General features: G+C 46.5%; 16 protein-coding genes, 16 tRNA genes and 2 rRNA genes. 32 read left to right on the top strand and 2 right to left on the bottom strand.

Features of this window, described 5'->3' with window-relative positions; all coding sequences use genetic code 11:
- Nucleotides 1-152 precede the first annotated feature (152 nt).
- Entirely contained in the window at nt 153-533 is a 381-nt protein-coding gene (locus tag MHI12_RS25620; protein WP_017692307.1) for a DUF2614 family zinc ribbon-containing protein, read from the bottom strand.
- A 122-nt stretch (nt 534-655) separates the two neighbouring features.
- On the opposite strand from MHI12_RS25620, the gene MHI12_RS25615 reads away from it, so the two are divergent.
- From MHI12_RS25615 to MHI12_RS25520, 20 genes are all read left to right on the top strand, one after another.
- Nucleotides 656-1,534 (top strand): nucleotidyltransferase-like protein, encoded by an 879-nt coding sequence (locus tag MHI12_RS25615; RefSeq protein WP_036607052.1) that lies wholly within the window; start codon nt 656-658, stop codon nt 1,532-1,534.
- Nucleotides 1,535-1,991: 457 nt separating this feature from the next.
- A 16S ribosomal RNA gene (locus tag MHI12_RS25610) occupies nt 1,992-3,544 on the top strand.
- Nucleotides 3,545-3,852: 308 nt separating this feature from the next.
- A 23S ribosomal RNA gene (locus tag MHI12_RS25605) occupies nt 3,853-6,778 on the top strand.
- The 16S and 23S rRNA genes sit together here with 15 tRNA genes alongside, the layout of an rRNA operon.
- Before the next feature lie 66 nt (nt 6,779-6,844).
- Nucleotides 6,845-6,920, top strand: a tRNA-Asn gene (locus MHI12_RS25600).
- A gap of 3 nt (nt 6,921-6,923) precedes the next feature.
- Nucleotides 6,924-7,015: transfer RNA gene (locus MHI12_RS25595), tRNA-Ser, on the top strand.
- A gap of 9 nt (nt 7,016-7,024) precedes the next feature.
- Nucleotides 7,025-7,096: transfer RNA gene (locus MHI12_RS25590), tRNA-Glu, on the top strand.
- Between the two features lie 67 nt (nt 7,097-7,163).
- Nucleotides 7,164-7,239, top strand: a tRNA-Val gene (locus tag MHI12_RS25585).
- Between the two features lie 17 nt (nt 7,240-7,256).
- A tRNA-Met gene (locus MHI12_RS25580) sits at nt 7,257-7,330 on the top strand.
- 27 nt (nt 7,331-7,357) lie between these two features.
- A tRNA-Asp gene (locus tag MHI12_RS25575) sits at nt 7,358-7,435 on the top strand.
- 95 nt (nt 7,436-7,530) lie between these two features.
- Nucleotides 7,531-7,606, top strand: a tRNA-Phe gene (locus MHI12_RS25570).
- Nucleotides 7,607-7,626: 20 nt separating this feature from the next.
- Nucleotides 7,627-7,702: transfer RNA gene (locus MHI12_RS25565), tRNA-Thr, on the top strand.
- 9 nt (nt 7,703-7,711) lie between these two features.
- A tRNA-Tyr gene (locus MHI12_RS25560) sits at nt 7,712-7,797 on the top strand.
- Between the two features lie 7 nt (nt 7,798-7,804).
- A tRNA-Trp gene (locus MHI12_RS25555) sits at nt 7,805-7,878 on the top strand.
- 29 nt (nt 7,879-7,907) lie between these two features.
- Nucleotides 7,908-7,980, top strand: a tRNA-His gene (locus MHI12_RS25550).
- Nucleotides 7,981-8,002: 22 nt separating this feature from the next.
- Nucleotides 8,003-8,077, top strand: a tRNA-Gln gene (locus tag MHI12_RS25545).
- A gap of 4 nt (nt 8,078-8,081) precedes the next feature.
- A tRNA-Gly gene (locus MHI12_RS25540) sits at nt 8,082-8,156 on the top strand.
- Nucleotides 8,157-8,162: 6 nt separating this feature from the next.
- Nucleotides 8,163-8,236: transfer RNA gene (locus tag MHI12_RS25535), tRNA-Cys, on the top strand.
- A gap of 6 nt (nt 8,237-8,242) precedes the next feature.
- Nucleotides 8,243-8,321, top strand: a tRNA-Leu gene (locus MHI12_RS25530).
- Between the two features lie 183 nt (nt 8,322-8,504).
- Entirely contained in the window at nt 8,505-9,431 is a 927-nt protein-coding gene (locus tag MHI12_RS25525) for a methyltransferase domain-containing protein (RefSeq protein WP_341008870.1), read from the top strand.
- A 257-nt stretch (nt 9,432-9,688) separates the two neighbouring features.
- Nucleotides 9,689-9,770: transfer RNA gene (locus MHI12_RS25520), tRNA-Asn, on the top strand.
- A 56-nt stretch (nt 9,771-9,826) separates the two neighbouring features.
- Here the strand turns inward: MHI12_RS25520 and MHI12_RS25515 are convergent.
- Entirely contained in the window at nt 9,827-12,217 is a 2,391-nt protein-coding gene (locus MHI12_RS25515; RefSeq protein WP_405170687.1) for a helix-turn-helix domain-containing protein, read from the bottom strand.
- Nucleotides 12,218-12,774: 557 nt separating this feature from the next.
- Here MHI12_RS25515 and MHI12_RS25510 point away from each other — a divergent pair.
- The 12 genes from MHI12_RS25510 (at nt 12,775) to MHI12_RS25455 (ending at nt 23,495) form a co-directional block, all read left to right on the top strand.
- A complete protein-coding gene (locus tag MHI12_RS25510) occupies nt 12,775-13,083 on the top strand; it encodes a LiaF transmembrane domain-containing protein (protein WP_017692311.1) in 309 nt (102 codons plus the stop codon).
- Between the two features lie 35 nt (nt 13,084-13,118).
- Nucleotides 13,119-13,790, top strand: a complete 672-nt coding sequence (locus MHI12_RS25505; RefSeq protein ID WP_405170686.1) for a PspA/IM30 family protein — start codon at nt 13,119-13,121, stop codon at nt 13,788-13,790.
- Nucleotides 13,791-13,795: 5 nt separating this feature from the next.
- Nucleotides 13,796-14,029: a PspC domain-containing protein gene (locus MHI12_RS25500; protein WP_017692313.1), complete on the top strand. Its 234-nt coding sequence runs from the start codon at nt 13,796-13,798 to the stop codon at nt 14,027-14,029.
- Nucleotides 14,030-14,046: 17 nt separating this feature from the next.
- Complete coding sequence (locus MHI12_RS25495) at nt 14,047-14,556, top strand: PspC domain-containing protein (RefSeq protein WP_017692314.1); 510 nt, start codon at nt 14,047-14,049, stop codon at nt 14,554-14,556.
- A 1-nt stretch (nt 14,557) separates the two neighbouring features.
- Nucleotides 14,558-15,265 carry a PspA/IM30 family protein gene (locus tag MHI12_RS25490; RefSeq protein ID WP_017692315.1) on the top strand — a complete coding sequence of 236 codons (708 nt, stop codon included), beginning with the start codon at nt 14,558-14,560 and terminating at the stop codon, nt 15,263-15,265.
- Nucleotides 15,266-15,414: 149 nt separating this feature from the next.
- Entirely contained in the window at nt 15,415-16,062 is a 648-nt protein-coding gene (gene liaF, locus MHI12_RS25485; protein WP_036605686.1) for a cell wall-active antibiotics response protein LiaF, read from the top strand.
- 31 nt (nt 16,063-16,093) lie between these two features.
- Nucleotides 16,094-17,209 (top strand): sensor histidine kinase, encoded by a 1,116-nt coding sequence (locus MHI12_RS25480; protein ID WP_405170685.1) that lies wholly within the window; start codon nt 16,094-16,096, stop codon nt 17,207-17,209.
- Nucleotides 17,151-17,819 (top strand): response regulator transcription factor, encoded by a 669-nt coding sequence (locus MHI12_RS25475; RefSeq protein ID WP_091020933.1) that lies wholly within the window; start codon nt 17,151-17,153, stop codon nt 17,817-17,819. The genes MHI12_RS25480 and MHI12_RS25475 overlap by 59 nt, the downstream gene beginning before the upstream one ends.
- A 448-nt stretch (nt 17,820-18,267) precedes the next feature.
- Nucleotides 18,268-19,017: a YwmB family TATA-box binding protein gene (locus MHI12_RS25470; RefSeq protein WP_405170684.1), complete on the top strand. Its 750-nt coding sequence runs from the start codon at nt 18,268-18,270 to the stop codon at nt 19,015-19,017.
- Nucleotides 19,018-19,232: 215 nt separating this feature from the next.
- Entirely contained in the window at nt 19,233-20,783 is a 1,551-nt protein-coding gene (gene zwf / locus MHI12_RS25465) for a glucose-6-phosphate dehydrogenase (protein WP_036605690.1), read from the top strand.
- Nucleotides 20,784-21,161: 378 nt separating this feature from the next.
- Complete coding sequence (locus MHI12_RS25460; RefSeq protein WP_026081473.1) at nt 21,162-21,560, top strand: DoxX family protein; 399 nt, start codon at nt 21,162-21,164, stop codon at nt 21,558-21,560.
- 351 nt (nt 21,561-21,911) lie between these two features.
- Nucleotides 21,912-23,495 carry a peptide chain release factor 3 gene (locus MHI12_RS25455; protein WP_074096423.1) on the top strand — a complete coding sequence of 528 codons (1,584 nt, stop codon included), beginning with the start codon at nt 21,912-21,914 and terminating at the stop codon, nt 23,493-23,495.
- The last annotated feature ends 169 nt before the right edge of the window (nt 23,496-23,664 follow it).

Below are 23,664 nucleotides of genomic sequence, written 5' to 3'. Positions count from 1 at the left end.
TAACTTAACTTCATATTTTAGCTATTGATAACAGCAATAAGGGCTCACTTATAAGCCAAGTCCAAAAAAGGTCCGGTAAACATACCGGGCCTTTTTTTGTTCTTCAATGAAATTAAGGTAAAAGACATTTAGCGGTTGGAGACCATTTTGTGCTAACCATCGGTGGGGGGAGCTTGTGTAGAAGGCGCTTTCAGTTGTTGACTGGTCATGTTGGCCTTATTAGGGTCCAGGGTGAGAATGGTATGACAGAACATACAACGATCCGTTTTGCCAAGCATTTTGGTTAATTTCCCGCATTCCGGACAGTCGACTTGTACTGCGCTGGTGGAGAGCATACCCGCCCAGAAATAAATGGCTAGACTGGCCATCATGGCAATCAGTCCAATGACGAGTCCTACAGCTGCGAATACCTTGCCTGCATGTCCCCAGAAAACAATCCCGGCTGTTCCCAGTATCATTAGGCCCATACCTAGCATGGTCAGTAGTAATCCCCAAGTGCGAAAAGCATTAATTTTTGCTGATTTAAAAATCATGAAAAATGCTCCTATCGTATGAGTAGTATTGGACCTGGAAAAGAAGGAAACTTCAGTCTGGATGTAGAATTACATTATAACTGACTTGGCGCTTATCTGCCATGAAATGTATGGAGGGAATCGTGGAATTAAAGAACCTTGCTTTTTTGTCCGAACAGTCGGAAGAGACAGGGGCAGTTGGGGCTATCGCTTATTCCCACCCGGGAGAGCGATTCCACGGCTCCCTAATTCAAGATTTCGAATTATTAGTACTTGTTGTTCATAATGATGATCAATTGAAGTCGGCAGTGGGACATTACAGATATGGTGATCTTCGTTATCAGATGATCTATGCGAGCCGTCATGAATTAAAGAGTAGTGTAGTAACCGGGAATCATAATAATCTCACCCAGTGTCTGATTGAAGGTGAGATTATCTGGGAAGCGGACAGCGCCTTAAGTGATTTGCGAGAAGAACTGTCTACCTTTGGTGCAGAATTGCGTGAGCAGAAGCTGCTTCATGAATTCACCAGTTTCTTGAGAATGTATGTGGAGGCCAAACGTCATATTCAGGAAGGTCATGTTGTAGACGCCTACTACAATGTATTAGAGGCTCTGGGGAACTGGGCAAGAATTGTATTGATTGAACAGGGGATATACCCGGATCATGCCGTCTGGACACATGTGCAGAATCTGGATCGCGCTTTATGGAAACTATATCAAGAGCTTACCGTAAGCTCGGAGACGCTGGAGCAGCGAGTAGAGCTTGTCCTGCTTGCCTGTGAGTTTTCGGTAATGTCCAAAATGAGTGAATGCTCAGAACTGCTGCTGCGTGTGTTAAGAAGTCGCAAGGAGCCGTGGAGCATGAATGAACTTGTTCATCATCCGCAGTTAAGATTTGTTCGAGAAGATCTGCCTTTGGTTATACGTAAGCTGGTCTTTCGTTCTATTGTAAAAGAATCGGCAGGATGGCCATCGATCGGAGGAGAGGGCCGGGAGATTCGGTATTGGATAGAGGCATAACCTTCTCCAGAGGCCTGACATTATATTGATCACATAAGGGAGGGGAAACCTTCCTTTTTTGTTTGTTTAATAATTTATAAAAAGATATTGACTCTCATTCACGATATATGATACATTATATTTCGTTCCTCAAACGAGATTATCACCAACAAACGATAAATTCTTCAGAGGAAAAGTGAAGAACTAAAGCTTGAAAAAAGAAATCAAAAAAAGTTCTTGACGAAAATAAACGAAATGTGTTACATTATTTAAGTCGACGCCGAAACTTGGTTGAGACGAAAAAGAAGTATAACAAATCGTTTTTGATCTTTGAAAACTGAACAACGAGTGAGTAAACATTCTGCTTGCAGAATGAACGCAAAAGTTTGAGACAAGCCTTGGCTTGAATCGACTGGAGCACAAATGAGATTTTTAATCTCGTCAGATTCAAAATGAGCTTATCGCTCTTTTCAATACTTTATTGGAGAGTTTGATCCTGGCTCAGGACGAACGCTGGCGGCATGCCTAATACATGCAAGTCGAGCGGACTTGAAGAGAAGCTTGCTTCTCTGATGGTTAGCGGCGGACGGGTGAGTAACACGTAGGCAACCTGCCCTCAAGTTTGGGACAACTACCGGAAACGGTAGCTAATACCGAATAATTGTTTTCTTCGCCTGAAGGAAACTGGAAAGACGGAGCAATCTGTCACTTGGGGATGGGCCTGCGGCGCATTAGCTAGTTGGTGAGGTAACGGCTCACCAAGGCGACGATGCGTAGCCGACCTGAGAGGGTGATCGGCCACACTGGGACTGAGACACGGCCCAGACTCCTACGGGAGGCAGCAGTAGGGAATCTTCCGCAATGGGCGAAAGCCTGACGGAGCAATGCCGCGTGAGTGATGAAGGTTTTCGGATCGTAAAGCTCTGTTGCCAGGGAAGAACGCTTGGGAGAGTAACTGCTCTCAAGGTGACGGTACCTGAGAAGAAAGCCCCGGCTAACTACGTGCCAGCAGCCGCGGTAATACGTAGGGGGCAAGCGTTGTCCGGAATTATTGGGCGTAAAGCGCGCGCAGGCGGTCATTTAAGTCTGGTGTTTAATCCCGGGGCTCAACCCCGGATCGCACTGGAAACTGGGTGACTTGAGTGCAGAAGAGGAGAGTGGAATTCCACGTGTAGCGGTGAAATGCGTAGATATGTGGAGGAACACCAGTGGCGAAGGCGACTCTCTGGGCTGTAACTGACGCTGAGGCGCGAAAGCGTGGGGAGCAAACAGGATTAGATACCCTGGTAGTCCACGCCGTAAACGATGAGTGCTAGGTGTTAGGGGTTTCGATACCCTTGGTGCCGAAGTTAACACATTAAGCACTCCGCCTGGGGAGTACGGTCGCAAGACTGAAACTCAAAGGAATTGACGGGGACCCGCACAAGCAGTGGAGTATGTGGTTTAATTCGAAGCAACGCGAAGAACCTTACCAGGTCTTGACATCCCTCTGATCGATGCAGAGATGTATCTTTCCTTCGGGACAGAGGAGACAGGTGGTGCATGGTTGTCGTCAGCTCGTGTCGTGAGATGTTGGGTTAAGTCCCGCAACGAGCGCAACCCTTATATTTAGTTGCCAGCACTTCGGGTGGGCACTCTAGATAGACTGCCGGTGACAAACCGGAGGAAGGTGGGGATGACGTCAAATCATCATGCCCCTTATGACCTGGGCTACACACGTACTACAATGGCCGGTACAACGGGCTGCGAAATCGCGAGATGGAGCCAATCCCAACAAAGCCGGTCTCAGTTCGGATTGCAGGCTGCAACTCGCCTGCATGAAGTCGGAATTGCTAGTAATCGCGGATCAGCATGCCGCGGTGAATACGTTCCCGGGTCTTGTACACACCGCCCGTCACACCACGAGAGTTTATAACACCCGAAGTCGGTGGGGTAACCGCAAGGAGCCAGCCGCCGAAGGTGGGATAGATGATTGGGGTGAAGTCGTAACAAGGTAGCCGTATCGGAAGGTGCGGCTGGATCACCTCCTTTCTATGGAGAATCGTTTCCTGCAACGGAAACATTCAAATATGCAGCTTAGCTGCAAAACACTCACTCGTTGTTCGGTTTTGAGAGCTCAAACTCTCAAACAGCTTGCTTTTGCATGGAGCTTGTTCTTTGAAAACTAGATATCGAAACGAAACAAACGCGAATTAGAACATTCCTTTTTAGCTGAACTTGTGTTAAACAAGTTTCAATAAAAACGGTAGATTGCTGGAGCGAGTGATCGAAATGGAGCGACTTTTGGATTTGGACGTAGTCCAAACCAAGCGGAGCGACAGCTCGAACACGAGCGCAATGGTTAAGCTACTAAGAGCACACGGAGGATGCCTAGGCGCTAGGAGCCGATGAAGGACGTGGCGAACAACGAAACTGCCTCGGGGAGCTGTAAGCAAGCTTTGATCCGGGGGTGTCCGAATGGGGAAACCCAGCTGGGGTAATTTCCAGTTACTCACAACTGAATACATAGGTTGTGTAGAGGCATACCAGGGGAACTGAAACATCTAAGTACCCTGAGGAAGAGAAAACAATAGTGATTCCGTCAGTAGCGGCGAGCGAACGCGGAGAAGCCCAAACCAGAGAGCTTGCTCTTTGGGGTTGTGGGACGTCTCACATGGAGTTACAAAGGAACCGGTTAAGCGAAGAGGTCTGGAAAGGCCCGCCAAAGAAGGTAAAAGCCCTGTAGTTGAAAGTTGGTTCCCTCCGAGACGGATCCCGAGTAGTGCGGGGCACGTGAAACCCCGTATGAATCCGGCAGGACCATCTGCCAAGGCTAAATACTTCCTAGCGACCGATAGTGAAGCAGTACCGTGAGGGAAAGGTGAAAAGCACCCCGGAAGGGGAGTGAAATAGAACCTGAAACCGTGTGCTTACAAAAAGTCAGAGCCCGTTTTAGGGGTGATGGCGTGCCTTTTGTAGAATGAACCGGCGAGTTACGTTCCCGTGCAAGGTTAAGGTGAAGAGCCGGAGCCGCAGCGAAAGCGAGTCTGAATAGGGCGACATAGTACGTGGACGTAGACCCGAAACCGGGTGATCTACCCCTGTCCAGGGTGAAGGTGCGGTAACACGCACTGGAGGCCCGAACCCACGCATGTTGAAAAATGCGGGGATGAGGTGGGGGTAGCGGAGAAATTCCAATCGAACTCGGAGATAGCTGGTTCTCCCCGAAATAGCTTTAGGGCTAGCCTCGGAAAACAGAGTCGTGGAGGTAGAGCACTGATTGGGTGCGGGGCCCGCAAGGGTTACCAAGCTCAGTCAAACTCCGAATGCCATAGACTTACTTCCGGGAGTCAGACAGTGAGTGCTAAGATCCATTGTCAAAAGGGAAACAGCCCAGACCATCAGCTAAGGTCCCCAAGTGTGTGTTAAGTGGGAAAGGATGTGGAGTTGCACAGACAACCAGGATGTTGGCTTAGAAGCAGCCACCATTGAAAGAGTGCGTAATAGCTCACTGGTCGAGTGACTCTGCGCCGAAAATGTAACGGGGCTAAACACACCACCGAAGCTATGGCTTGATGCTTTGCATCAGGGGTAGGGGAGCGTTGTATAAGGGTTGAAGGTGTACCGTAAGGAGCGCTGGACATTATACAAGTGAGAATGCCGGTATGAGTAACGAAAAGATCAGTGAGAATCTGATCCGCCGAAAGCCTAAGGGTTCCTGAGGAAGGCTCGTCCGCTCAGGGTAAGTCGGGACCTAAGGCGAGGCCGAAAGGCGTAGTCGAAGGACAACAGGTCGAAATTCCTGTACCACCGTAAGCCGTTATGAGCAATGGGGGGACGCAGTAGGGTAGTGACGCGGACTGATGGATGTCCGTCTAAGCAGTAAGGCTGATGTGTAGGCAAATCCGCACATTGTAAGGCTGAGCTGTGATGGGGAGCGAAAATTGTAGTAGCGAAGGTCATGATCTCACACTGCCAAGAAAAGCCTCTAGCCAGGTGATGGTGCCCGTACCGCAAACCGACACAGGTAGGCGAGAAGAGTATTCTAAGGCGCGCGGAAGAACTCTCGTTAAGGAACTCGGCAAAATGACCCCGTAACTTCGGGAGAAGGGGTGCCCCGGTAGTGTGAATAGCACGAGGGGGCCGCAGTGAAAAGGCCCAAGCGACTGTTTAGCAAAAACACAGGTCTGTGCGAAGCCGTAAGGCGAAGTATACGGGCTGACGCCTGCCCGGTGCTGGAAGGTTAAGGGGAGTGGTTAGGAGCAATCCGAAGCTGTGAACCGAAGCCCCAGTAAACGGCGGCCGTAACTATAACGGTCCTAAGGTAGCGAAATTCCTTGTCAGGTAAATTCTGACCCGCACGAATGGCGTAACGACTTGGGCGCTGTCTCAACGAGAGATCCGGTGAAATTTTAATACCTGTGAAGATGCAGGTTACCCGCGACAAGACGGAAAGACCCCATGGAGCTTTACTGCAGCTTGATATTGAATTTGGGTACGATCTGTACAGGATAGGTGGGAGCCTTTGAAACGTGAGCGCCAGCTTGCGTGGAGGCAACGTTGGGATACCACCCTGATCGTATCTAGGTTCTAACCTGGTACCGTAATCCGGTGCGGGGACAGTGTCAGGTGGGCAGTTTGACTGGGGCGGTCGCCTCCTAAAGAGTAACGGAGGCGCCCAAAGGTTCCCTCAGAATGGTTGGAAATCATTCGAAGAGTGCAAAGGCATAAGGGAGCTTGACTGCGAGACCTACAAGTCGAGCAGGGACGAAAGTCGGGCTTAGTGATCCGGTGGTACCGCATGGAAGGGCCATCGCTCAACGGATAAAAGCTACCCTGGGGATAACAGGCTTATCTCCCCCAAGAGTCCACATCGACGGGGAGGTTTGGCACCTCGATGTCGGCTCATCGCATCCTGGGGCTGAAGTAGGTCCCAAGGGTTGGGCTGTTCGCCCATTAAAGCGGTACGCGAGCTGGGTTCAGAACGTCGTGAGACAGTTCGGTCCCTATCTGTCGTGGGCGTAGGAAATTTGAGAGGAGCTGTCCTTAGTACGAGAGGACCGGGATGGACGTACCGCTGGTGTACCAGTTGTTCCGCCAGGAGCACCGCTGGGTAGCTATGTACGGACGGGATAAACGCTGAAAGCATCTAAGCGTGAAGCCCCCCTCAAGATGAGATTTCCCAGTATGTAAGACCCCTTGAAGACGACGAGGTAGATAGGCTGGGGGTGGAAGTGCAGCAATGCATGGAGCTGACCAGTACTAATCGGTCGAGGGCTTATCCAATAGCAAGTGATAATTCGCATGTTTCGTTTCGAATCTAGTTTTCAGAGAACGATCTCTGAAGCATATTCCCTGATAGCTCAGTTGGTAGAGCACTCGACTGTTAATCGAGTTGTCACAGGTTCGAGCCCTGTTCGGGGAGCCATATGGAGAGGTGTCCGAGCTGGCCGAAGGAGCACGATTGGAAATCGTGTAGGCGTCACAAGCGTCTCGAGGGTTCGAATCCCTCTCTCTCCGCCATAATATTAAGGCCCGTTGGTCAAGGGGTTAAGACACCTCCCTTTCACGGAGGTAACAGGGGTTCGAATCCCCTACGGGTCATAATAACTTCAAAAAAAGAAGTTGATTTTTACAACAAGATTATGGTATGATCATAAATGTGTTGTTCGGAGGCTTAGCTCAGCTGGGAGAGCATCTGCCTTACAAGCAGAGGGTCGGGGGTTCGATCCCCTCAGCCTCCACCATATAAACTTTATAACGACGCGGGGTGGAGCAGCCCGGTAGCTCGTCGGGCTCATAACCCGAAGGCCGCAGGTTCAAATCCTGCCCCCGCAATTATACTTTCCTTTGAGAAAGTGATCTGGAACCGTGGTGTAGTTGGCCTAACATGCCTGCCTGTCACGCAGGAGATCGCGGGTTCGAATCCCGTCGGTTCCGCCATTTAATCTTTACATGAGGCAAACTGTTCACTACATCTGCTGTATGGCACTGATGCCCTATATAAAGTGTAAGGAATTAAGATTAGACTTTATTATGGCTCGGTAGCTCAGTCGGTAGAGCAGAGGACTGAAAATCCTCGTGTCGGCGGTTCGATTCCGTCCCGAGCCACCATTTTTAAAATAATTTAATATGCCGGTGTAGCTCAACTGGTAGAGCAACTGACTTGTAATCAGTAGGTTGGGGGTTCAAGTCCTCTCGCCGGCACCATGTAATCCTGGAGGATTAGCGAAGTGGCCAAACGCATCAGACTGTAAATCTGCTCCCGTACGGGTTCGGTGGTTCGAATCCATCATCCTCCACCAGTTTTATAGGGGCATAGTTTAAAGGTAGAACAACGGTCTCCAAAACCGTTGGTGTGGGTTCAATTCCTGCTGCCCCTGCCAATTAACTTTTTAGAAAATAACCTTTTGTGGCGATCGTGGCGAAGTGGTTAACGCACCGGTTTGTGGATCCGGCATTCGGGGGTTCAATTCCCCTCGATCGCCCCTTTGTTTTTTCATTTTTTATTGGGGATTAGCCAAGCGGTAAGGCAACGGACTTTGACTCCGTCATGCATAGGTTCAAATCCTATATCCCCAGCCATTATGCGGACGTGGCTCAGCGGTAGAGCATCGCCTTGCCAAGGCGAGGGTCGCGGGTTCGATTCCCGTCGTCCGCTCCAAAATATGGCGCCATAGCCAAGTGGTAAGGCACAGCTCTGCAAAAGCTTTATCCCCAGTTCGAATCTGGGTGGCGCCTCCAGCATATGCCGGCGTGGCGGAATGGCAGACGCGCTCGACTCAAAATCGAGTGGGAAACCGTGGAGGTTCGAGTCCTCTCGCCGGTATATTGAATAGCCCTACATGTTGCTTATGCAATGTGTAGGGCTATTTTTATTTCATATGAAATGATTTATGTGCAGTAAGAAAATCTAGAGTAAGAGAAGATGGACGTTAATAAAGATTGACGTATAATTATATTCAGTATATTGTAGATAAGTAAAGTCTTTAATATGGAGGAGTGAAGTAGAGTGACTAATGGAAAAAATGTTTCGGATACCGATCTGTTATTTGATCTTTCTGTATGGGAAGAGGCATGGAAGAATGGTCCGAGAAGTTCAAAATATAAGAAGAAAAGCGCACCATTTAATACAGAAGAAGTATTTGAGCGATGGGCAAGAGATTATCATGCACAGTCGTTCACTGAAGAAGGAAAGCAGCGTTCTGAACGCATTATGGGCTGGATTGAAAACCAGGGTGTGGAATTCGCAGGGTTATCCATTTTGGACATTGGAGCCGCTTCAGGCATATTTACCATTCCTTTTGCAGAAAAGGGGGCAAGTGTGACCGCAGTTGAGCCTTCTGAGTTGCTTGTCTCCCTTATGAAAGAGACGATACCTTCAGCTCTGGAATCCAATATCGAAATCGTAAACGAACGATATGAGGAAATCTCCATTCAGGATAAAGGCTGGGAGAAGAAATATGACTTTGCATTTGCATCCATGTGTCCAGCAATGTCGGATTGGGAAACGATTGAGATGGCGATCAACTGTGCCCGGAAGTATGTATATATAAGCACTATGGCGGGACAGAAGGAACACACACTAATGGAAGAACTTAAGGATGTACTGGGTGTAACTTCTTCATATAAGGCCGGTGATATGGGATATATTCAACAGTTGCTGTATTTGAAGGGTTATTCATACACCATGATCATTACGAGAGAAGTTAACTCATTTGAAGTACCGGTGGAAGAGATTATCGAGAAGCTGCCAGAATGGCTTAATACGTATGAGTTACCATCGGATGAAGATTCCCTCAGATTGGCTGAGGATTACATTAGCGATACGTACAAGGATAGTACGGTGACCTTCTCACGTGGAGCAAGATTTGGTAAAATTCTAATCCAACTTGAACAGCCAAATATGAAAACAGTTCGCACTAAGGATAAGCAATAAATCGCATAAGCTTGGCACGTATACTGATAATCAGGAATTGAGACAGAGACAATGTAGTCTAACGTCTAAGATGGCACTAGGAAGCATCACAACGCTGTGCCAAAAGATGAACGGTTGAAACATATGAAGTTAAGATTGCAGAAGTGAAGGTGTAAGTGAAGGGAGCAGGTTATGTGCTCCCTCTTTTTTGAAGCCACTAATTCATCGACCACTTTGAACCAGACCCTCGTTTTCAGAGAATGATCTCTGAAGCATATTCCCTGATATTTCAGTTGGTAGAGCACTCCACGGTTAATCGAGTTGTCACAGGTCCGAGCCCTATCCCTGTTCGGGGAGCCATACGGATAGGTGGCCGAGCTGGCCGAAGGAGTACGACTTACAATCGTGCTCCTTGTCTAATTTTTGTTCGATACTTCTGCTTTCTGCTTACGCTCCCTGTACTGGCCAGGGGTGATTCCTTCCCATTTACGAAATGATCGGATAAAGTTTTGCGGATTGTTGTACCGAAGTCGTGCTGCGATATCTTTAACGGTTAGATCACTTTCGTCCAGCCATTTTTTAGCGATATTAAATCGGTACTTGGTCAGATATTCACTAAATGCACAGCCTGTCTCTTTGCGGAAAACACTACTTAAGTAGTTGGCATTGTAGTGAAGCTTAACAGCACATTCTTCAAGTGTCAGATCCTTATCATAATCTTGATGAATCATGGCAATCATTTTCTCAGATATATGCTGATACTGGGCATATTGTCTCGCTTTAAAAACCTGAATGACGGGCAAGATGACTTGATGGTTAAACCACTCCTCAACTTCAGCGGCGTACTGCAAACTATGAAGTTCATGAAACATCGAGCCACGACCTTGGGAGATCTGTCCGAGTCGTATGCCAGATTCCTGAGTCATTTGCAAAATATGTGTGAGTAGCCTCGTAAGAGCCACCTCATACTCCTCGGGTGTAACCTCCATACCAAAGATCACTTCAAGCAGTTGTTGCAAAAGAGCAGAGGCCTGGACTTCGTCCGCACTTTGAATAGCTTGGATCAACGAATATTCCAATGATTCCGGGTAGGTCATGGACCAAGTGGGAGCGTAATGATCTATGTTCTCATATTGAAAAATAATGCCTGTTCCCAGCTTCATCCGATGCCTCAATGCTACCATGGCTTCTGTATAAGCTTGAGGGATGTGATATAGAGAGCTGTGTGGCTGGCTGAATCCTATACTGACTTGAAGAGTTAGAATCTTATCCATCTGTTGTTGTAACTGGTCTGTTAATACATATAGCTGCTGTGAAAAAACAAACTGATCCTGTTCCACGGTCCCAATCACCGTGACTACCGTATGTTCCAGCACAATGGGAAGCAATTGTTGGTTATGCACAACCGTTTCCTCCAATATATTTTGAATAGCGAATAATAAGAGGTCACGATCACTAGCTCTATATTTTGTATGATTAACGAGATCGGCCTGTAGTGTAATAACAGCAATTTGTTGCCATTCCCGAACCTGATGCGTGTAGCCATATTCATTCAGGGTGTCATGAAGAGTATGAACTGGGATCTTACCTTGGAACAGATTCATCATAAAATGATTGCGAATCTGCAATAGATGCACATTAAGTGTGTTCTCTAATTGGGAGCGAGAGGCAGATAATTGTGAGACCCCTGCTCTGATCTGTTCGAACTCATCAGAAAATGGTGGTGATTGCTGAGCTACCGTGTTTCCTTCTTTGGACAGGTGGTTGTCACCAAGTTGAGTTAAAAGTTTACGAATCGGGACATGCATTCGCTTGGAGCCGAGCCATGCGAGTAATAATGAAAGTAAAAGTAAGAAGATACTGATATACAAGGTGTGCAATCCGATATCGATATATTCTTGTGTCAGAATATTGGTAGGTGAGATTAGAACATAAGTCCATCCTTTTAAGGTAGAAGGGCTATACGTCAGAGAATAATGTGTATCGGCGATCTTAACTTCCCGTTTTTCAAAGCCTGTTGAAAATGTAATGGGCGATAGTTTGGTTATGTTGGCTTCCGTATCCCTATCCTGCAATCCAATGGCAGACAACGGTTGTCCAATGTATACAGGATCGGGATGGACCAAGATACGTTGTTCCCGATTCAAAATGATCAGTCCTGAGGCAGCATTGCCTAAGGAGGCTTCTCCTAGTGTGTTTTGCAAAGAGCATGCAGGGATTCCCGCAATCAGGGCAGCATCGGATGACTTATTCAGATTCGGAATAGACCTCGCAAGGGCAATATGATAAATACAGCCTGTACCGGGTGAACGCTCATCATTGCTGAACACCGATGAAGGGGAGAGTTGCCATCCAGAAGTTAACGTATCCGATATCAATTCCTTCATGGGAAGAGCCAATGGAAAATCCGTATTACGATATAATCCGGCATGATCAATAAGCCAATTCTGAGATTGATTCACCAGGGTAATATCTAACAAAGGTTCCCATGACCTCATATTCTGAAATTCGTTCTGCAGCTTGTCGGCAAGTAAAGGTCCGTTCCCTTCTATTGAAGAAGAAGCAGACAGGGAACGGAGGGTTACTGGAGAGCGAACGGCCTGATCAAGCATATAACTGACTGTAGCGAGTTTGTGCTCTACGTTGGATTGCATTTGTTCCAGCAACTGTCTGTTAGCCTGCGTACGATGCAGCTCTGTTTGGTTTGATGAATAGATAAATGCGGCAATTCCCGTTAACAAAATGGGCAGGGTGCTTAACAGGATTCCGAAGATGATCATTTTATGGAGATAGCTGATTGGTCGCACAGTTTCAGTTCCACCCCTGACATTAGAAATAGTAACACTTTCTATTTTAGTAAACGCTTACATATAGAACAATCTAAATTTTGTTTATTTGGATAAATAAGTAATTTCACGAGAGGGTATAGAAGTAGAGATAAGGGATTGCTGATAGATGATTTTGCAGAAAAGGCTAGAGTAACGGCTTGGACTGACTATCCAATATGGAATCATGAGAAACGAAATTGCAGTGTGAACGTAAATAGAGACATGGACGTCATTCTTTCTACCTGGTGATATCGGGTGAAGTAGAGCCTGTATACGGGTAATAGAAGGTATCTTGGAGTGCTATTCAGTTTAGGTGGAACGTTGGTCTTATATAGGGACAGTCAAAGGTCCAACTAGATCCCCGACCTGAGTCTAGGATGAAAAACCGTCCACGGTCTGTTTTGAAAAGTCGCGGAATCCCCTAGAATAAGGACATAAGGTTAAACAAGAAACACGGAAACAAAAAACAAGAAACAAACGAACAAATGACTCAACACATTAAAAGGAACGAATGGAAAGGGCGGTGAACAACAATTATGAGATTGAATAAGGGAAATGGCTGGGCGATTGTATTGATCGCGCTGGGTGCACTACTCCTCTTCGGAAAGTTAACTCCACTTCTTGGACACTTAATGGGTTATCTGATTCCAGTCCTGATGATTGCACTGGGATACTACGGAGTCAAACGAGGGAATGTGATGCTTGGCTGGATTGTTCTCATCATCGGTATCATCTCACTGATGGGTAAACTGGCATGGTTGATCGGACCGATCATCGCGATCGGGTTAATCATCTTTGGTATCTCAATGCTAAGCAATAACCGCAGTCGTCGTGGTCGGTACTAAACTTTCACGATTATGAAAAGGAGGGACAGAACATAATGAGTGTATTTCGTCGAATGCGGGATATTACCGTAGCCAATCTGAACGAACATTTGGAGCAAAGTCAGGACCCAGTCAAACTGATTGATCAGTTCCTGGTCTCGACCCGCCAAGACATCGGTGAAGCCGAGAAACTTCGTCATCAATATGCAAGCCATACCAGACAAATGAAACAACAAGCCGATCAGGCAGCAGGTATGGTGAACAAACGGGAAGAACAGGCATCCATGGCTCTGAAAGCAGGGGAAGAACATCTTGCTAAGCTGGCCTTGCAGGAGAAAATCCTCCACGAGGAAAAAATGGAACAGTACAATGAATTGTATGCACAAAGTTATGCGGCATTACAGGAGCTGGATGAACAGATCGACCAGCTGAAGGTTGAATATCAGAACGTATACAGCAAACGCCAATATTACTACGCTCGTATGCAGACGATTCAGTTACAGCAACGTATGAACCAGAGAAGCAATCACAACGGTCAGAATGTACCCCGTATGTTTAACCGACTGGATGATCAAGTCTCTGATCTCGAATATGAAGCACAAAGTCTCCGCGATATCCGGCGGATGAATCAAGATGGTTCAGGAGTGACTGGCAGCATGTCATCCTCTACGTTGGATAAGGAACTGGAACGCTTAAGACAAAAATTGAACAATGACAGAAAGGAGTAGTCACAATGAGTAAATTATACCGCTCGGCGCGTAATCGAATGCTAACAGGTTTGATCGGTGGCATTTCTGAAAATCTCGGATTGAGTACCACGCTGCTACGTATCATTTTCTTCATCAGTATTTTCGCTACGGGAGGTACATCATTGTTGATCTACTTCATCGCTGCGTTGGTGGTACCAAAGGAATCCAATCACGTTGATCCATATGCTTATGATTCCAACGTAAGAGGATACAAGTAAACGAAAGGAGCAAGCACATGAGCAAATTATACCGCTCAACGCGTGACCGGATGTTAACCGGCTTGTGCGGCGGAATTTCCGAAACCATCGGAATGGATTCTACACTGCTGCGTATCATCTTTGTTATCAGTATCTTCGTAACTGGCGGCACGTCGTTGTTAATATACTTTATTGCAGCACTGGTGGTACCAAAAGAACCGTATCCGCCTTATGATCCATATGGCTACGGTCCGGGCCAAGGCCCTGGTCCTGGCAGAGGATACGACAACTATGATCATCAGCCACCAAGAGGTCCTTTTCAAAATAATCACAACCAACAAGGTCCTGGTAACTTCGGTCCCGGCCCTGGATTCAATGGCAGACCTCAATCAGGTCCCCGTTCTTATGACAACAACGCCTACGGAGCAGGAGCACCGCAAGAAAGTGAACTTGATTCCATGATGAAAGATATCGAGAAAAAAGCACTGAAAAAAGAAGTTGAAGAGCTTCGCCAAAAATTATCTCGTTACGAGAAGGGAGAAAAGTAAAATGGGAGTATTTAAACGGATTAAGGATATGACGAAAGCATCGGTAAATGATATGTTGGATAAAGTAGAGGACCCAATTGTAATGTTGAACCAGTACTTGCGTGATATGGAGGCTGAGATTCATGAGGCAGAGGTAACTGTTGCTAAACAAATGGCAAATGAGCGCCGCATGAAACAACGTTTGGATGAAGCGGAGCGTACTTCGGTACAACGTGAGTCCCAAGCAGAAGCTGCTCTGTCTAACGGTCAGGAAGAAGTGGCACGCAAATTGTTGGAAGAGAAAATCTACTTTGATCAAAAAATTACGGAGTACAGTGAACTGCATGCACAGTCCGAAGCACAAGCAAAAGATCTGTTGCAACAGTTGCATGATATGAAAGATGAGTTCTACAAAATGCGTAACAAACGTAATGAACTTGTATCCCGTGCACAAATGGCAAAAGCTAAAAAACAAATGTCTTCCATCAACAGCTTGCATTCGATCGAAAGTGGCGGGGCATCACTTGGATTCCACCGCATGGAAGAGAAAATCATGCAGCTGGAAGCTGAAGCTGACGTAGCTCGTGCACCTTATCGCAACACATCATCCACGTATACGAATCCTGTAGATGTGGAAAAACAATTCAAAGTGGACCAGCAATTACAAGCCCTCAAAAATAAAATGGGCAATGGTTCCAAGAATGAAGCGAACGGAACTTCAAAAGAATAACTGTTCGCTTAGTGGACAATATGATATTCTATAAATCGTGTATAATGTACGGTTGGTAGAACAAAAGTTAAGCCATACAGGACTTCATTGCCTGGTATGGCTTTTCCGTTGAATAAAGAGAGATTAACTTACAGAGGAGGTGCGGCGGGATGAATCAAAAGAGTAAATGGCTTGCAGTTGTCATTATGATTATTGGCACAATGATGTTATTGAATGACAATATTAACTTCCTGACCGCTGCCGCACTGATTCTGTTAACGGTTGGAATGCTTCAAGTCCGCAATGGGGATACCCGCAAAGGTCATCGGTATCTTGGCATTGGTGCGGCACTGTTATTGCTGGATAATTTAATGATTGTATTTTTGATTGTACTGGCTTCTTTAGCTTACTTTTATTCAAAAAACAAAAAGATTCATCTGGACGAAGGCGTTATGAAGAAACAGAATTTCATGGCTCGGTACTACTGGGATCAATCATCCTGGACGTTACGTAGTATGAGTCTGTGGCATGCCATAGGTGAGGTTAACGCGGATCTATCTCTTTCAATTCCGGAGGAGAAACAAACAATTGTGCTGCTGCAAGGAGTTATGGGTAATGTTCGCCTTACACTACCAGAAGATTATGGTGTGGAGATTGAAGCATCGGTTCTTTTCGGCCGGATTAATCTTCTTGGAGAACAAGATAGCGGCATGATGAACAAATTAGTATGGAGAACGCCTGGATATGAATCCAGTGAACATAAAGCAAAATTTGTCATTTCTTATATTGTTGGCGACCTAAACATCAGTAATCCGTAGTAAAATAGATGAAGAGAAGGAGGAGACCCCGATGAAGACAAAACGACATACCGACATGGTAACCCGAAGTATGGGTGAAGGGATCCTCCTGGTTTTCATTGTGCTCGCAGTTATTTTGTATGTATTGTATACATATGGTTATCTTGCTCCGTTTACAGGCTGGCGGCATCTGATTCAATCGGGTCTGGCCTTATTGCTGCTTCTGATTGGAATCGGTGCGGTCTTTGGGTTCTATCAGAGTTACCGGGTTAAACGCCGGCTTGAACTGCTGCGGGAAACACTTCTACTGTGGGAGAAGGGTTCTCTATCACGCACTGTACCTGATCTGGGCGATGATGATGTGGGCCGTTTAAGTGAGCAACTCGGACGAATCGGCAAAAAGTGGGAAGATCAGATATCTTCGCTCCAGCGATTGTCTACTCATAATGCACAGCTTGCTGAACAAGCCAGAATTACGGCTATTGTGGAAGAGCGGCAACGTTTGGCACGGGAACTGCATGATGCGGTATCGCAGCAATTATTCGCGATATCCATGACAGCAACAGCCGTTGGACGGAAGATGGAGAAGGATTTTGAACGTGCTCAGCGGCAGGTGGCTTTGATTGAGGAGATGGCTTCGGTAGCTCAGTCCGAGATGCGTGCGTTACTGTTACATCTGCGGCCAGTCTATCTGGAGGGTAAACATCTCGAACAAGGTCTGCGTGATCTGGTGATGGAACTGAAAACAAAAGTACCGATGGACATTGTGCTCGAAATGGACGAAGACATTGATCTGATCAAAGGCATCGAGAATCATCTGTTTCGAATCGTTCAGGAGGCTATGTCCAATACGTTACGGCATGCAAGAGCGGAAAAAATGGAGATACGGATCCAGCGCCGTACTGATGCGATCCGGGTATTGATTCGTGATGATGGGCAAGGCTTTGATCTGGATGAGAATAAACAAGCTTCCTACGGTCTAGCTAACATGCGTGAACGTGTTACGGAGATTGGCGGGGCCATACAATTTGTAACAGCGCCTGGTAAAGGAACGCGGATTGAGATTACGATACCTTTGATGAACGATGAAAGCGAGGAAGAACATGTCAATGGAACCGGAAGTCGAAACGGAGACGGAAACGTCGATCAAAGTATTGCTCGTGGATGATCATGAGATGGTACGTATTGGTCTTGCAGCGGTACTGGATACCGAAGATGGAATTGAAGTTGTTGGTGAAGCAGGTAGTGGAGAGGAAGGCATTCGGCTCGCACAGGAATATAAGCCTGATGTTGTTCTGATGGACCTGGTGATGGAAGGAATGGATGGTATTGAGGCTACTCGTCAGGTACTTAAAATGTATCCGGAGTGCAAAGTCATCGTATTGACCAGTTACCTGGATGATGAAAAAATGTATCCTGTCATTGAAGCAGGCGCATTCAGTTATCTGTTGAAAACATCAAGAGCCAATGAAGTGGCAGATGCGATTCGCGCAGCCGCTCGCGGGCAATCCGTTCTGGAGTCACAGGTGGCTTCAAAAATGATGAATCGCTTCCGGCAGCCACAGGCAGCAGCTCCTTTGCATGATGAATTGACAGACCGTGAAATGGATGTGCTCCGGTTGCTCGCCAAAGGCAAATCGAATCAGGACATCGCTGATGATCTGATCATTGGTATCAAGACAGTTAAATTCCATGTTACAAACCTACTGGCAAAATTGGGCGTAGACGACCGTACACAGGCCGCGATCTATGCTTATAAAAACGGACTTGCAGAGTAAGCAGGATTATATGCAATGACATCATTAAGCCAAAGAACCGTGCATTAATGTGCGGAAGTAATAGATAAGTGATTATATAAATTTAACTAAAGATTTATACAAAACGGAGAGGACAGAAAGAACCTGAAGAAGCGAAGCTAAAAGCTTTCTGAAAGAAAGCTACTTCGGAAGCATACACTTCGCCTTTATCCTCAGATTTTCACCTTAAAAAAGGGAATTAAAAAAATCTGGGGATAACAGCGATCGGAAGGTTGTTCTGTCAGCGGAGTGCGAGTGTAAATATTGATTAGTTCAATTTATCTAGAAAAGGATGAATGGAAAGCTCTGATCTGCCATGGATGTGGCGGGTGGGGCTTTTTTGTTGTGTGCAGAAGAAGTATAGCTAATGTGGGAAAGGGGCATGCTGTTGATAGATTCATAGAATGCAAGAAAGAAGCGGGGGATTCAAATGTTAAATCGATGGATGACAGCAGGTATCTTGGCAATAGCTATCATAATTCTTATTGGTGTGACACAGGTATACGCAGAGAAGAACGAATCCAAAGCTGCCCAACTGGAACAGTTAATTTATACTGCTGACAGCGTGATTGATAATGTGGATCGTTTGGTTATTAAATGGCAAGGAGAAGGCCGGGGAGATGCACAAGCACAGGCAGCATTACTGGCTGGTCACTTGGGACTGGAACAACCGGTACAGGTACGCCAGACGGGCCATGATGTGTACCGCAGTGAAGTGGTTGTCGATATGGCTAATGGAGGTGTAGGCTTGTTGGTCAATGTCGTCGATACAGGTGACAATGGTTACTATGCCATCGTACAACTTTCAGGGGATGCACACACGGATCGGAATACATTAATGACATTACATGAACAGGTCGATCAACTGCTTGTAGACTCAGGGATGAAGGCAAGTTGGAATATGTCAGTGCAAGGTACAGCAGTTACTGCTACTGAACATGATGCGAGTCAGCAACTGGAACTGATTGAAGAAACGTTGTCCAGAACGATAGATATTGCCTCAGTTGAACGTTATACAGATGCAGGCACTGCAAGTGTCTCTTATAAGGCGGCTGAGCTGCCCTTGTCGATCAAGAGTGGCTCGCACATGTTGAATATGCAACTCGCAGTTCACCAGGTTGGGGACGAGGTCGATAATCGAATTACAGTGGGGTTTCCGGTGATTACGATTGAATACTAAGGGATGGATTTTTCATGAATTGGGACCCAATATTGAGAATCTTTATCAGAAAAATGAGCCTGAAATAGTGCATCCATTCAGTTGATATGCTAAAATGGCATCACATCCAAGAAGGAACTTGCTGGTAATTGACAGTTGTATGTCGTGCATATATAACACCATTACATAGCTCGGGGAGAGCGTGAAGGTTATCTTCCCGGAAGAAAGAGGAGCCCATGGTTGAAAAACAGTTACAAGATGAAGTACAGACACCAGGCGCAGTATTTTTCATTTTTGGAGCAACGGGTGATTTGGCCCGCCGGAAGCTGTTTCCGGCTATCTACAGTCTTTACCGTGAAGGCAAGCTTGCCGAAGACTTTGCGGTTATTGGCGTAGCACGTCGTCCGAGGTCCCCAGAAGAATTCCGGGAAGACATCTATGAATCCATTAAAGAGTTCTGCCGTTATCCAGCGGGGGAACCTGATGAGTGGAACGCTTTTGTCGATCATTTTGAATACAAAGCACTGGACATCAATAATGTGGAAGGATTCAAAGAGCTGCGTGCGCAGACGGAGCATCTGGAATCGAAGTTTAACACGCCGGGGAACCGGCTGTTCTATCTGGCACTGGCACCTGAGTTGTTTGGCAGTGTCTCATACAGTTTGCGGGACGGCGGTATGCTGGAAAGTCAGGGGTGGAACCGTTTGGTGATCGAAAAACCATTTGGTTATGATCTGCAATCCGCGGAACATCTGAATGAGCAGATTCGTGAGGTATTTCGTGAAGAAGAAATCTATCGGATTGATCATTATCTAGGCAAGGAAATGGTGCAAAATATCGAAGTGATCCGCTTCGGAAATGCTTTTTTTGAACCGCTCTGGAACAATAAACATATCGCCAACGTTCAGATTACGCTTGGTGAGACGGTAGGCGTGGAAGAACGTGGTGGTTATTATGATCACTCTGGCGCACTGCGTGATATGGGGCAAAACCATATGCTTCAGATGCTGACGATGATTGCGATGGAACCGCCAAGTCGCCTATTCCCGGAAGACATTCGGGATGAGAAGGTGAAGGTATTACGCTCTCTACGGGCGTTCACCTCGGATGAGGAAGTGAGCAACAACGTTGTGCGGGGGCAATATGCCGAAGGGGAGTACCGTGGCAAGCAGCTTCCGGGGTACCGCCAGGAAGACAAGGTTGATCCGCAGTCGAATACGGAGACTTATTTTGCAGCACGTGTATTCGTGGATAATTTCCGCTGGGCAGGTGTCCCATTCTACATTCGGACAGGCAAGCGTCTTCCGGTGAAAACGACTGAGATCGTAGTTGAGTTCAAGTCGATGCCAAACAACGTGTACCTTGGGAAAAAATATAAGCTCGAACCGAACCTGCTGGTTATTCGGGTGAATCCGATGGAAGGCATATATATCAAAATCAATGCCAAGAAGCCAGGCTCGGATTCCGAGATTCAGCCACTTGCAATGGATTTCTGTCAGAGCTGCATGATTGGAATTAACTCGCCTGAAGCGTATGAACGTCTGCTGCACGATGCCGCAGAGGGGGATTCTACGTACTTTACCCGTTGGGATGAAGTGGCAACAGCATGGTCTTTTGTGGATAGAATCGCAGCAGCCTGGGGACAGAATCAAGGAGAGCTTCATACGTACCCTGCTGGAACTTGGGGGCCAGAAGCGACAGACAAGCTGCTGGAGCAGGACGGATTCCACTGGTGGCCGGTGAATGGTCAGGACGAGGACAGCGTGATCTGGCAAGTGAATGGTTAGGGTAGGGTAAGGGCATTAACAACAGTATTAACAACATACACAACATGACTGAGCCTGGGGAAATCGCAAATTTTGCGGTGTACCCAGGCTTTTTAGTAGGGGAAAAGGGAGGTATCCATCATAAGGAAATAAGTAATTTAAATTAAGTTGTTGACAAAAAGTAAGTATGTAACTTATACTCAACACATGAGTTAAAGAGTTACGCAAATGACCAACTTCATTCGGGCAAACGTTTCGGATAAGTTATCATTCATGAGATAAAATGTAAACCAGTTGAAGGGGTTTGCGTCACAGAGAATCATGAAGAAAAAAATTTCGCATAATATCTTTAATCTAAGAATACTATTTTGTATATATTGAATGGAGGAAAAGAAAATGATGTTAGACTTAGGGTTGTTGTTGATTCGTTTGGTGATTGGATTGTCGTTCATGGCGCACGGGGCTCAGAAGCTGTTTGGTTGGTTCGGAGGTTACGGGATCAAGGGTACAGGTGGCTGGTTTGAGTCGATGGGCATGAAGCCCGGTGCATTGGTGGCGTTACTGGCTGGACTCGCGGAATTTGGTGGCGGATTGCTGCTGGCCCTGGGTCTGCTTACACCGGTAGGTGGCATTCTGATTGCATTGACGATGGTCATTGCGATTGTGAAAGTCCATGGAGCGAACGGATACTGGTCCACACAGAACGGATTCGAGTATAATCTCGCGATTCTGGTGATTGGTGTAGCGCTGGCATTGACAGGTGGCGGACAATACGCGCTGGATGCATTGATTTTCTAAACCCGATAAATAAAAATGAATGAGGAGTGCCTGGATGCCATGGAAATGGCTGAAGGGTGCTTTTTTTTGCAAATGAAAAGAGAAGAATCTGCTGTAGTAATCGGTTATTTTCGGTACAGATTATGGTACAATAGGAGAGTTGGGTTAAGAAGCAGTTCACGGTATGCATGAAAGCACAGATTTGAGGAGGATGAACTCCATTGTAAATGTGTAAAATTAATCTAGTGTGTAAATACCTAGTACGTAAAAACTTGTGTACAATCAACCGGCCTCGCCGGATTGCATAAAGATTGAATGATGGACCGGCCATGCCGGATTAACGTGAATGAACGGACGAAAGGGATTAAACCTATGAGCAAAGCTGCAAATGATATTCTTCAACAGGAAGTGGACAAACGCCGGACGTTTGCCATTATCTCTCACCCGGATGCGGGTAAAACTACATTGACCGAGAAACTGTTGCTGTTCGGGGGCGCGATTCGCCTTGCGGGAACGGTAAAGGCTCGGAAAGCCAGCAAACACGCAACAAGTGACTGGATGGAAATTGAGAAACAACGGGGGATCTCGGTTACCTCTTCCGTAATGCAATTTGATTATCTGGATCATCGCGTCAACATTCTGGACACACCGGGTCACCAGGACTTTAGTGAAGATACGTATCGGACACTGACGGCTGCCGATAGCGCGGTAATGTTGATTGACGTGGCAAAAGGTGTCGAGGCACAAACGATCAAGTTGTTCCAGGTATGTGCGAAGCGTGGCATTCCAATCTTTACGTTTATCAACAAACTCGACCGTGAGGGTAAAAGCCCATTTGACCTGATGGAGGAACTTGAAAATGTACTGGGTATTCGTTCGGTTCCGATGAACTGGCCTATTGGTACAGGTCGCGAGCTGTGCGGTGTCTACGACCGGATGAAAAATCAGGTGGAATTGTTCCAAGGGGACGATCACTCCACGATCAAAGTACAAAAGGTAGATGGCTACAAAGATCCGATTATCCGTGAGATGGCAGGGGAATATCTGCATGATCAATTGTGTCAGGATCTGGAGTTGCTGGATATTGCGGGCGACCAATTCGACATGGAGAAAGTTCAACGCGGCGAATTGACACCTATTTTCTTCGGTAGTGCGATCAACAATTTCGGCGTACAGACTTTCCTGGAGAACTTCCTGGAACTGGCACCGAAGCCTGAACCACGTCGCAGTACGGCAGGAGAGATTCAGCCAACGAATGAGAAATTCAGCGGTTATGTGTTCAAGATTCAGGCAAACATGAACCCGGCACACCGGGATCGTATTGCGTTCCTGCGTATTGTGTCAGGCAAGTTCCAACGTGGCATGAGTGTGAAGCATACTCGTGTGGGCAAAGAAATCAAGCTGTCACAGCCACAGCAATTCCTGGCACAAGACCGGGATATTGTCGAAGAGGCATATGCTGGCGATATTATCGGTTTGTTCGATCCGGGTATCTTCCGGATTGGCGATTCACTGAGCCAAGGCAGCGAGATTGTCTTTGAGGAGTTGCCAACGTTCTCACCAGAGATTTTCGCCAAAGTTACCGTGAAAAATGCATTGAAACATAAACAGTACCAAAAGGGAATTGATCAGTTGACGGAGGAAGGAACCATTCAGGTGTTCCAGACGGCAAGTTTCGACGAGACAATCCTCGGCGTAATTGGTCAACTTCAATTCGAGGTATTTGAATACCGGATGAAAGGCGAGTATGGGGTAGATGTTCAATTGCAGCGTATGCCTTATCAGTTCGCTCGCTGGATCGTGGACGAGAATCTGGACCCAAGCAAATTCCGGATTAACTCTGCGCTTGTAAAAGATAAAAAAGGAAATTATGTAGTGCTCTTCGAAAATGAGTACGCCATGAGAACGGCTATGGATAAAAATCCTACAGCTCAATTCCTGGAGACTGCGCCTTAAGTGAAGACAGAAGTTTCGTGGATATTGTTAAAAGGTTAGTTAAACGTGACAAGTTCATGTGATGAGATAGAGCTTGTTAAAAATAAGATCCCTCCGCTAATTGGCGGAGGGATCTATTGCTATACACCTTACTTAGAGGCGGGTATGATCCAGCCGAATAAGGGAAAGC

Origin of the sequence: Paenibacillus sp. FSL H8-0280 (assembly GCF_045040665.1) — a bacterium.
GTDB classification, from domain to species: Bacteria; Bacillota; Bacilli; order Paenibacillales; family Paenibacillaceae; genus Paenibacillus; species Paenibacillus xylanexedens_A.
Note: the sequence above shows the minus strand (reverse complement) of the source record. Positions and strands in the feature narration are given on the sequence as shown.

What these genes read in the sequence shown, in the direction of transcription:
- MHI12_RS25495 (WP_017692314.1), top strand. Translation starts at nt 14,047, where the DNA reads ATGAGCAAATTATACCGCTCAACGCGTGACCGGATGTTAACCGGCTTG.
- MHI12_RS25460 (WP_026081473.1), top strand. Translation starts at nt 21,162, where the DNA reads ATGTTAGACTTAGGGTTGTTGTTGATTCGTTTGGTGATTGGATTGTCG.
- MHI12_RS25470 (WP_405170684.1), top strand. Translation starts at nt 18,268, where the DNA reads ATGTTAAATCGATGGATGACAGCAGGTATCTTGGCAATAGCTATCATA.
- MHI12_RS25510 (WP_017692311.1), top strand. Translation starts at nt 12,775, where the DNA reads ATGAGATTGAATAAGGGAAATGGCTGGGCGATTGTATTGATCGCGCTG.
- MHI12_RS25455 (WP_074096423.1), top strand. Translation starts at nt 21,912, where the DNA reads ATGAGCAAAGCTGCAAATGATATTCTTCAACAGGAAGTGGACAAACGC.
- MHI12_RS25490 (WP_017692315.1), top strand. Translation starts at nt 14,558, where the DNA reads ATGGGAGTATTTAAACGGATTAAGGATATGACGAAAGCATCGGTAAAT.
- MHI12_RS25500 (WP_017692313.1), top strand. Translation starts at nt 13,796, where the DNA reads ATGAGTAAATTATACCGCTCGGCGCGTAATCGAATGCTAACAGGTTTG.
- MHI12_RS25475 (WP_091020933.1), top strand. Translation starts at nt 17,151, where the DNA reads ATGGAACCGGAAGTCGAAACGGAGACGGAAACGTCGATCAAAGTATTG.
- MHI12_RS25480 (WP_405170685.1), top strand. Translation starts at nt 16,094, where the DNA reads ATGAAGACAAAACGACATACCGACATGGTAACCCGAAGTATGGGTGAA.
- MHI12_RS25620 (WP_017692307.1), bottom strand. Translation starts at nt 533, where the DNA reads ATGATTTTTAAATCAGCAAAAATTAATGCTTTTCGCACTTGGGGATTA.
- MHI12_RS25505 (WP_405170686.1), top strand. Translation starts at nt 13,119, where the DNA reads ATGAGTGTATTTCGTCGAATGCGGGATATTACCGTAGCCAATCTGAAC.
- liaF (WP_036605686.1), top strand. Translation starts at nt 15,415, where the DNA reads ATGAATCAAAAGAGTAAATGGCTTGCAGTTGTCATTATGATTATTGGC.
- zwf (WP_036605690.1), top strand. Translation starts at nt 19,233, where the DNA reads ATGGTTGAAAAACAGTTACAAGATGAAGTACAGACACCAGGCGCAGTA.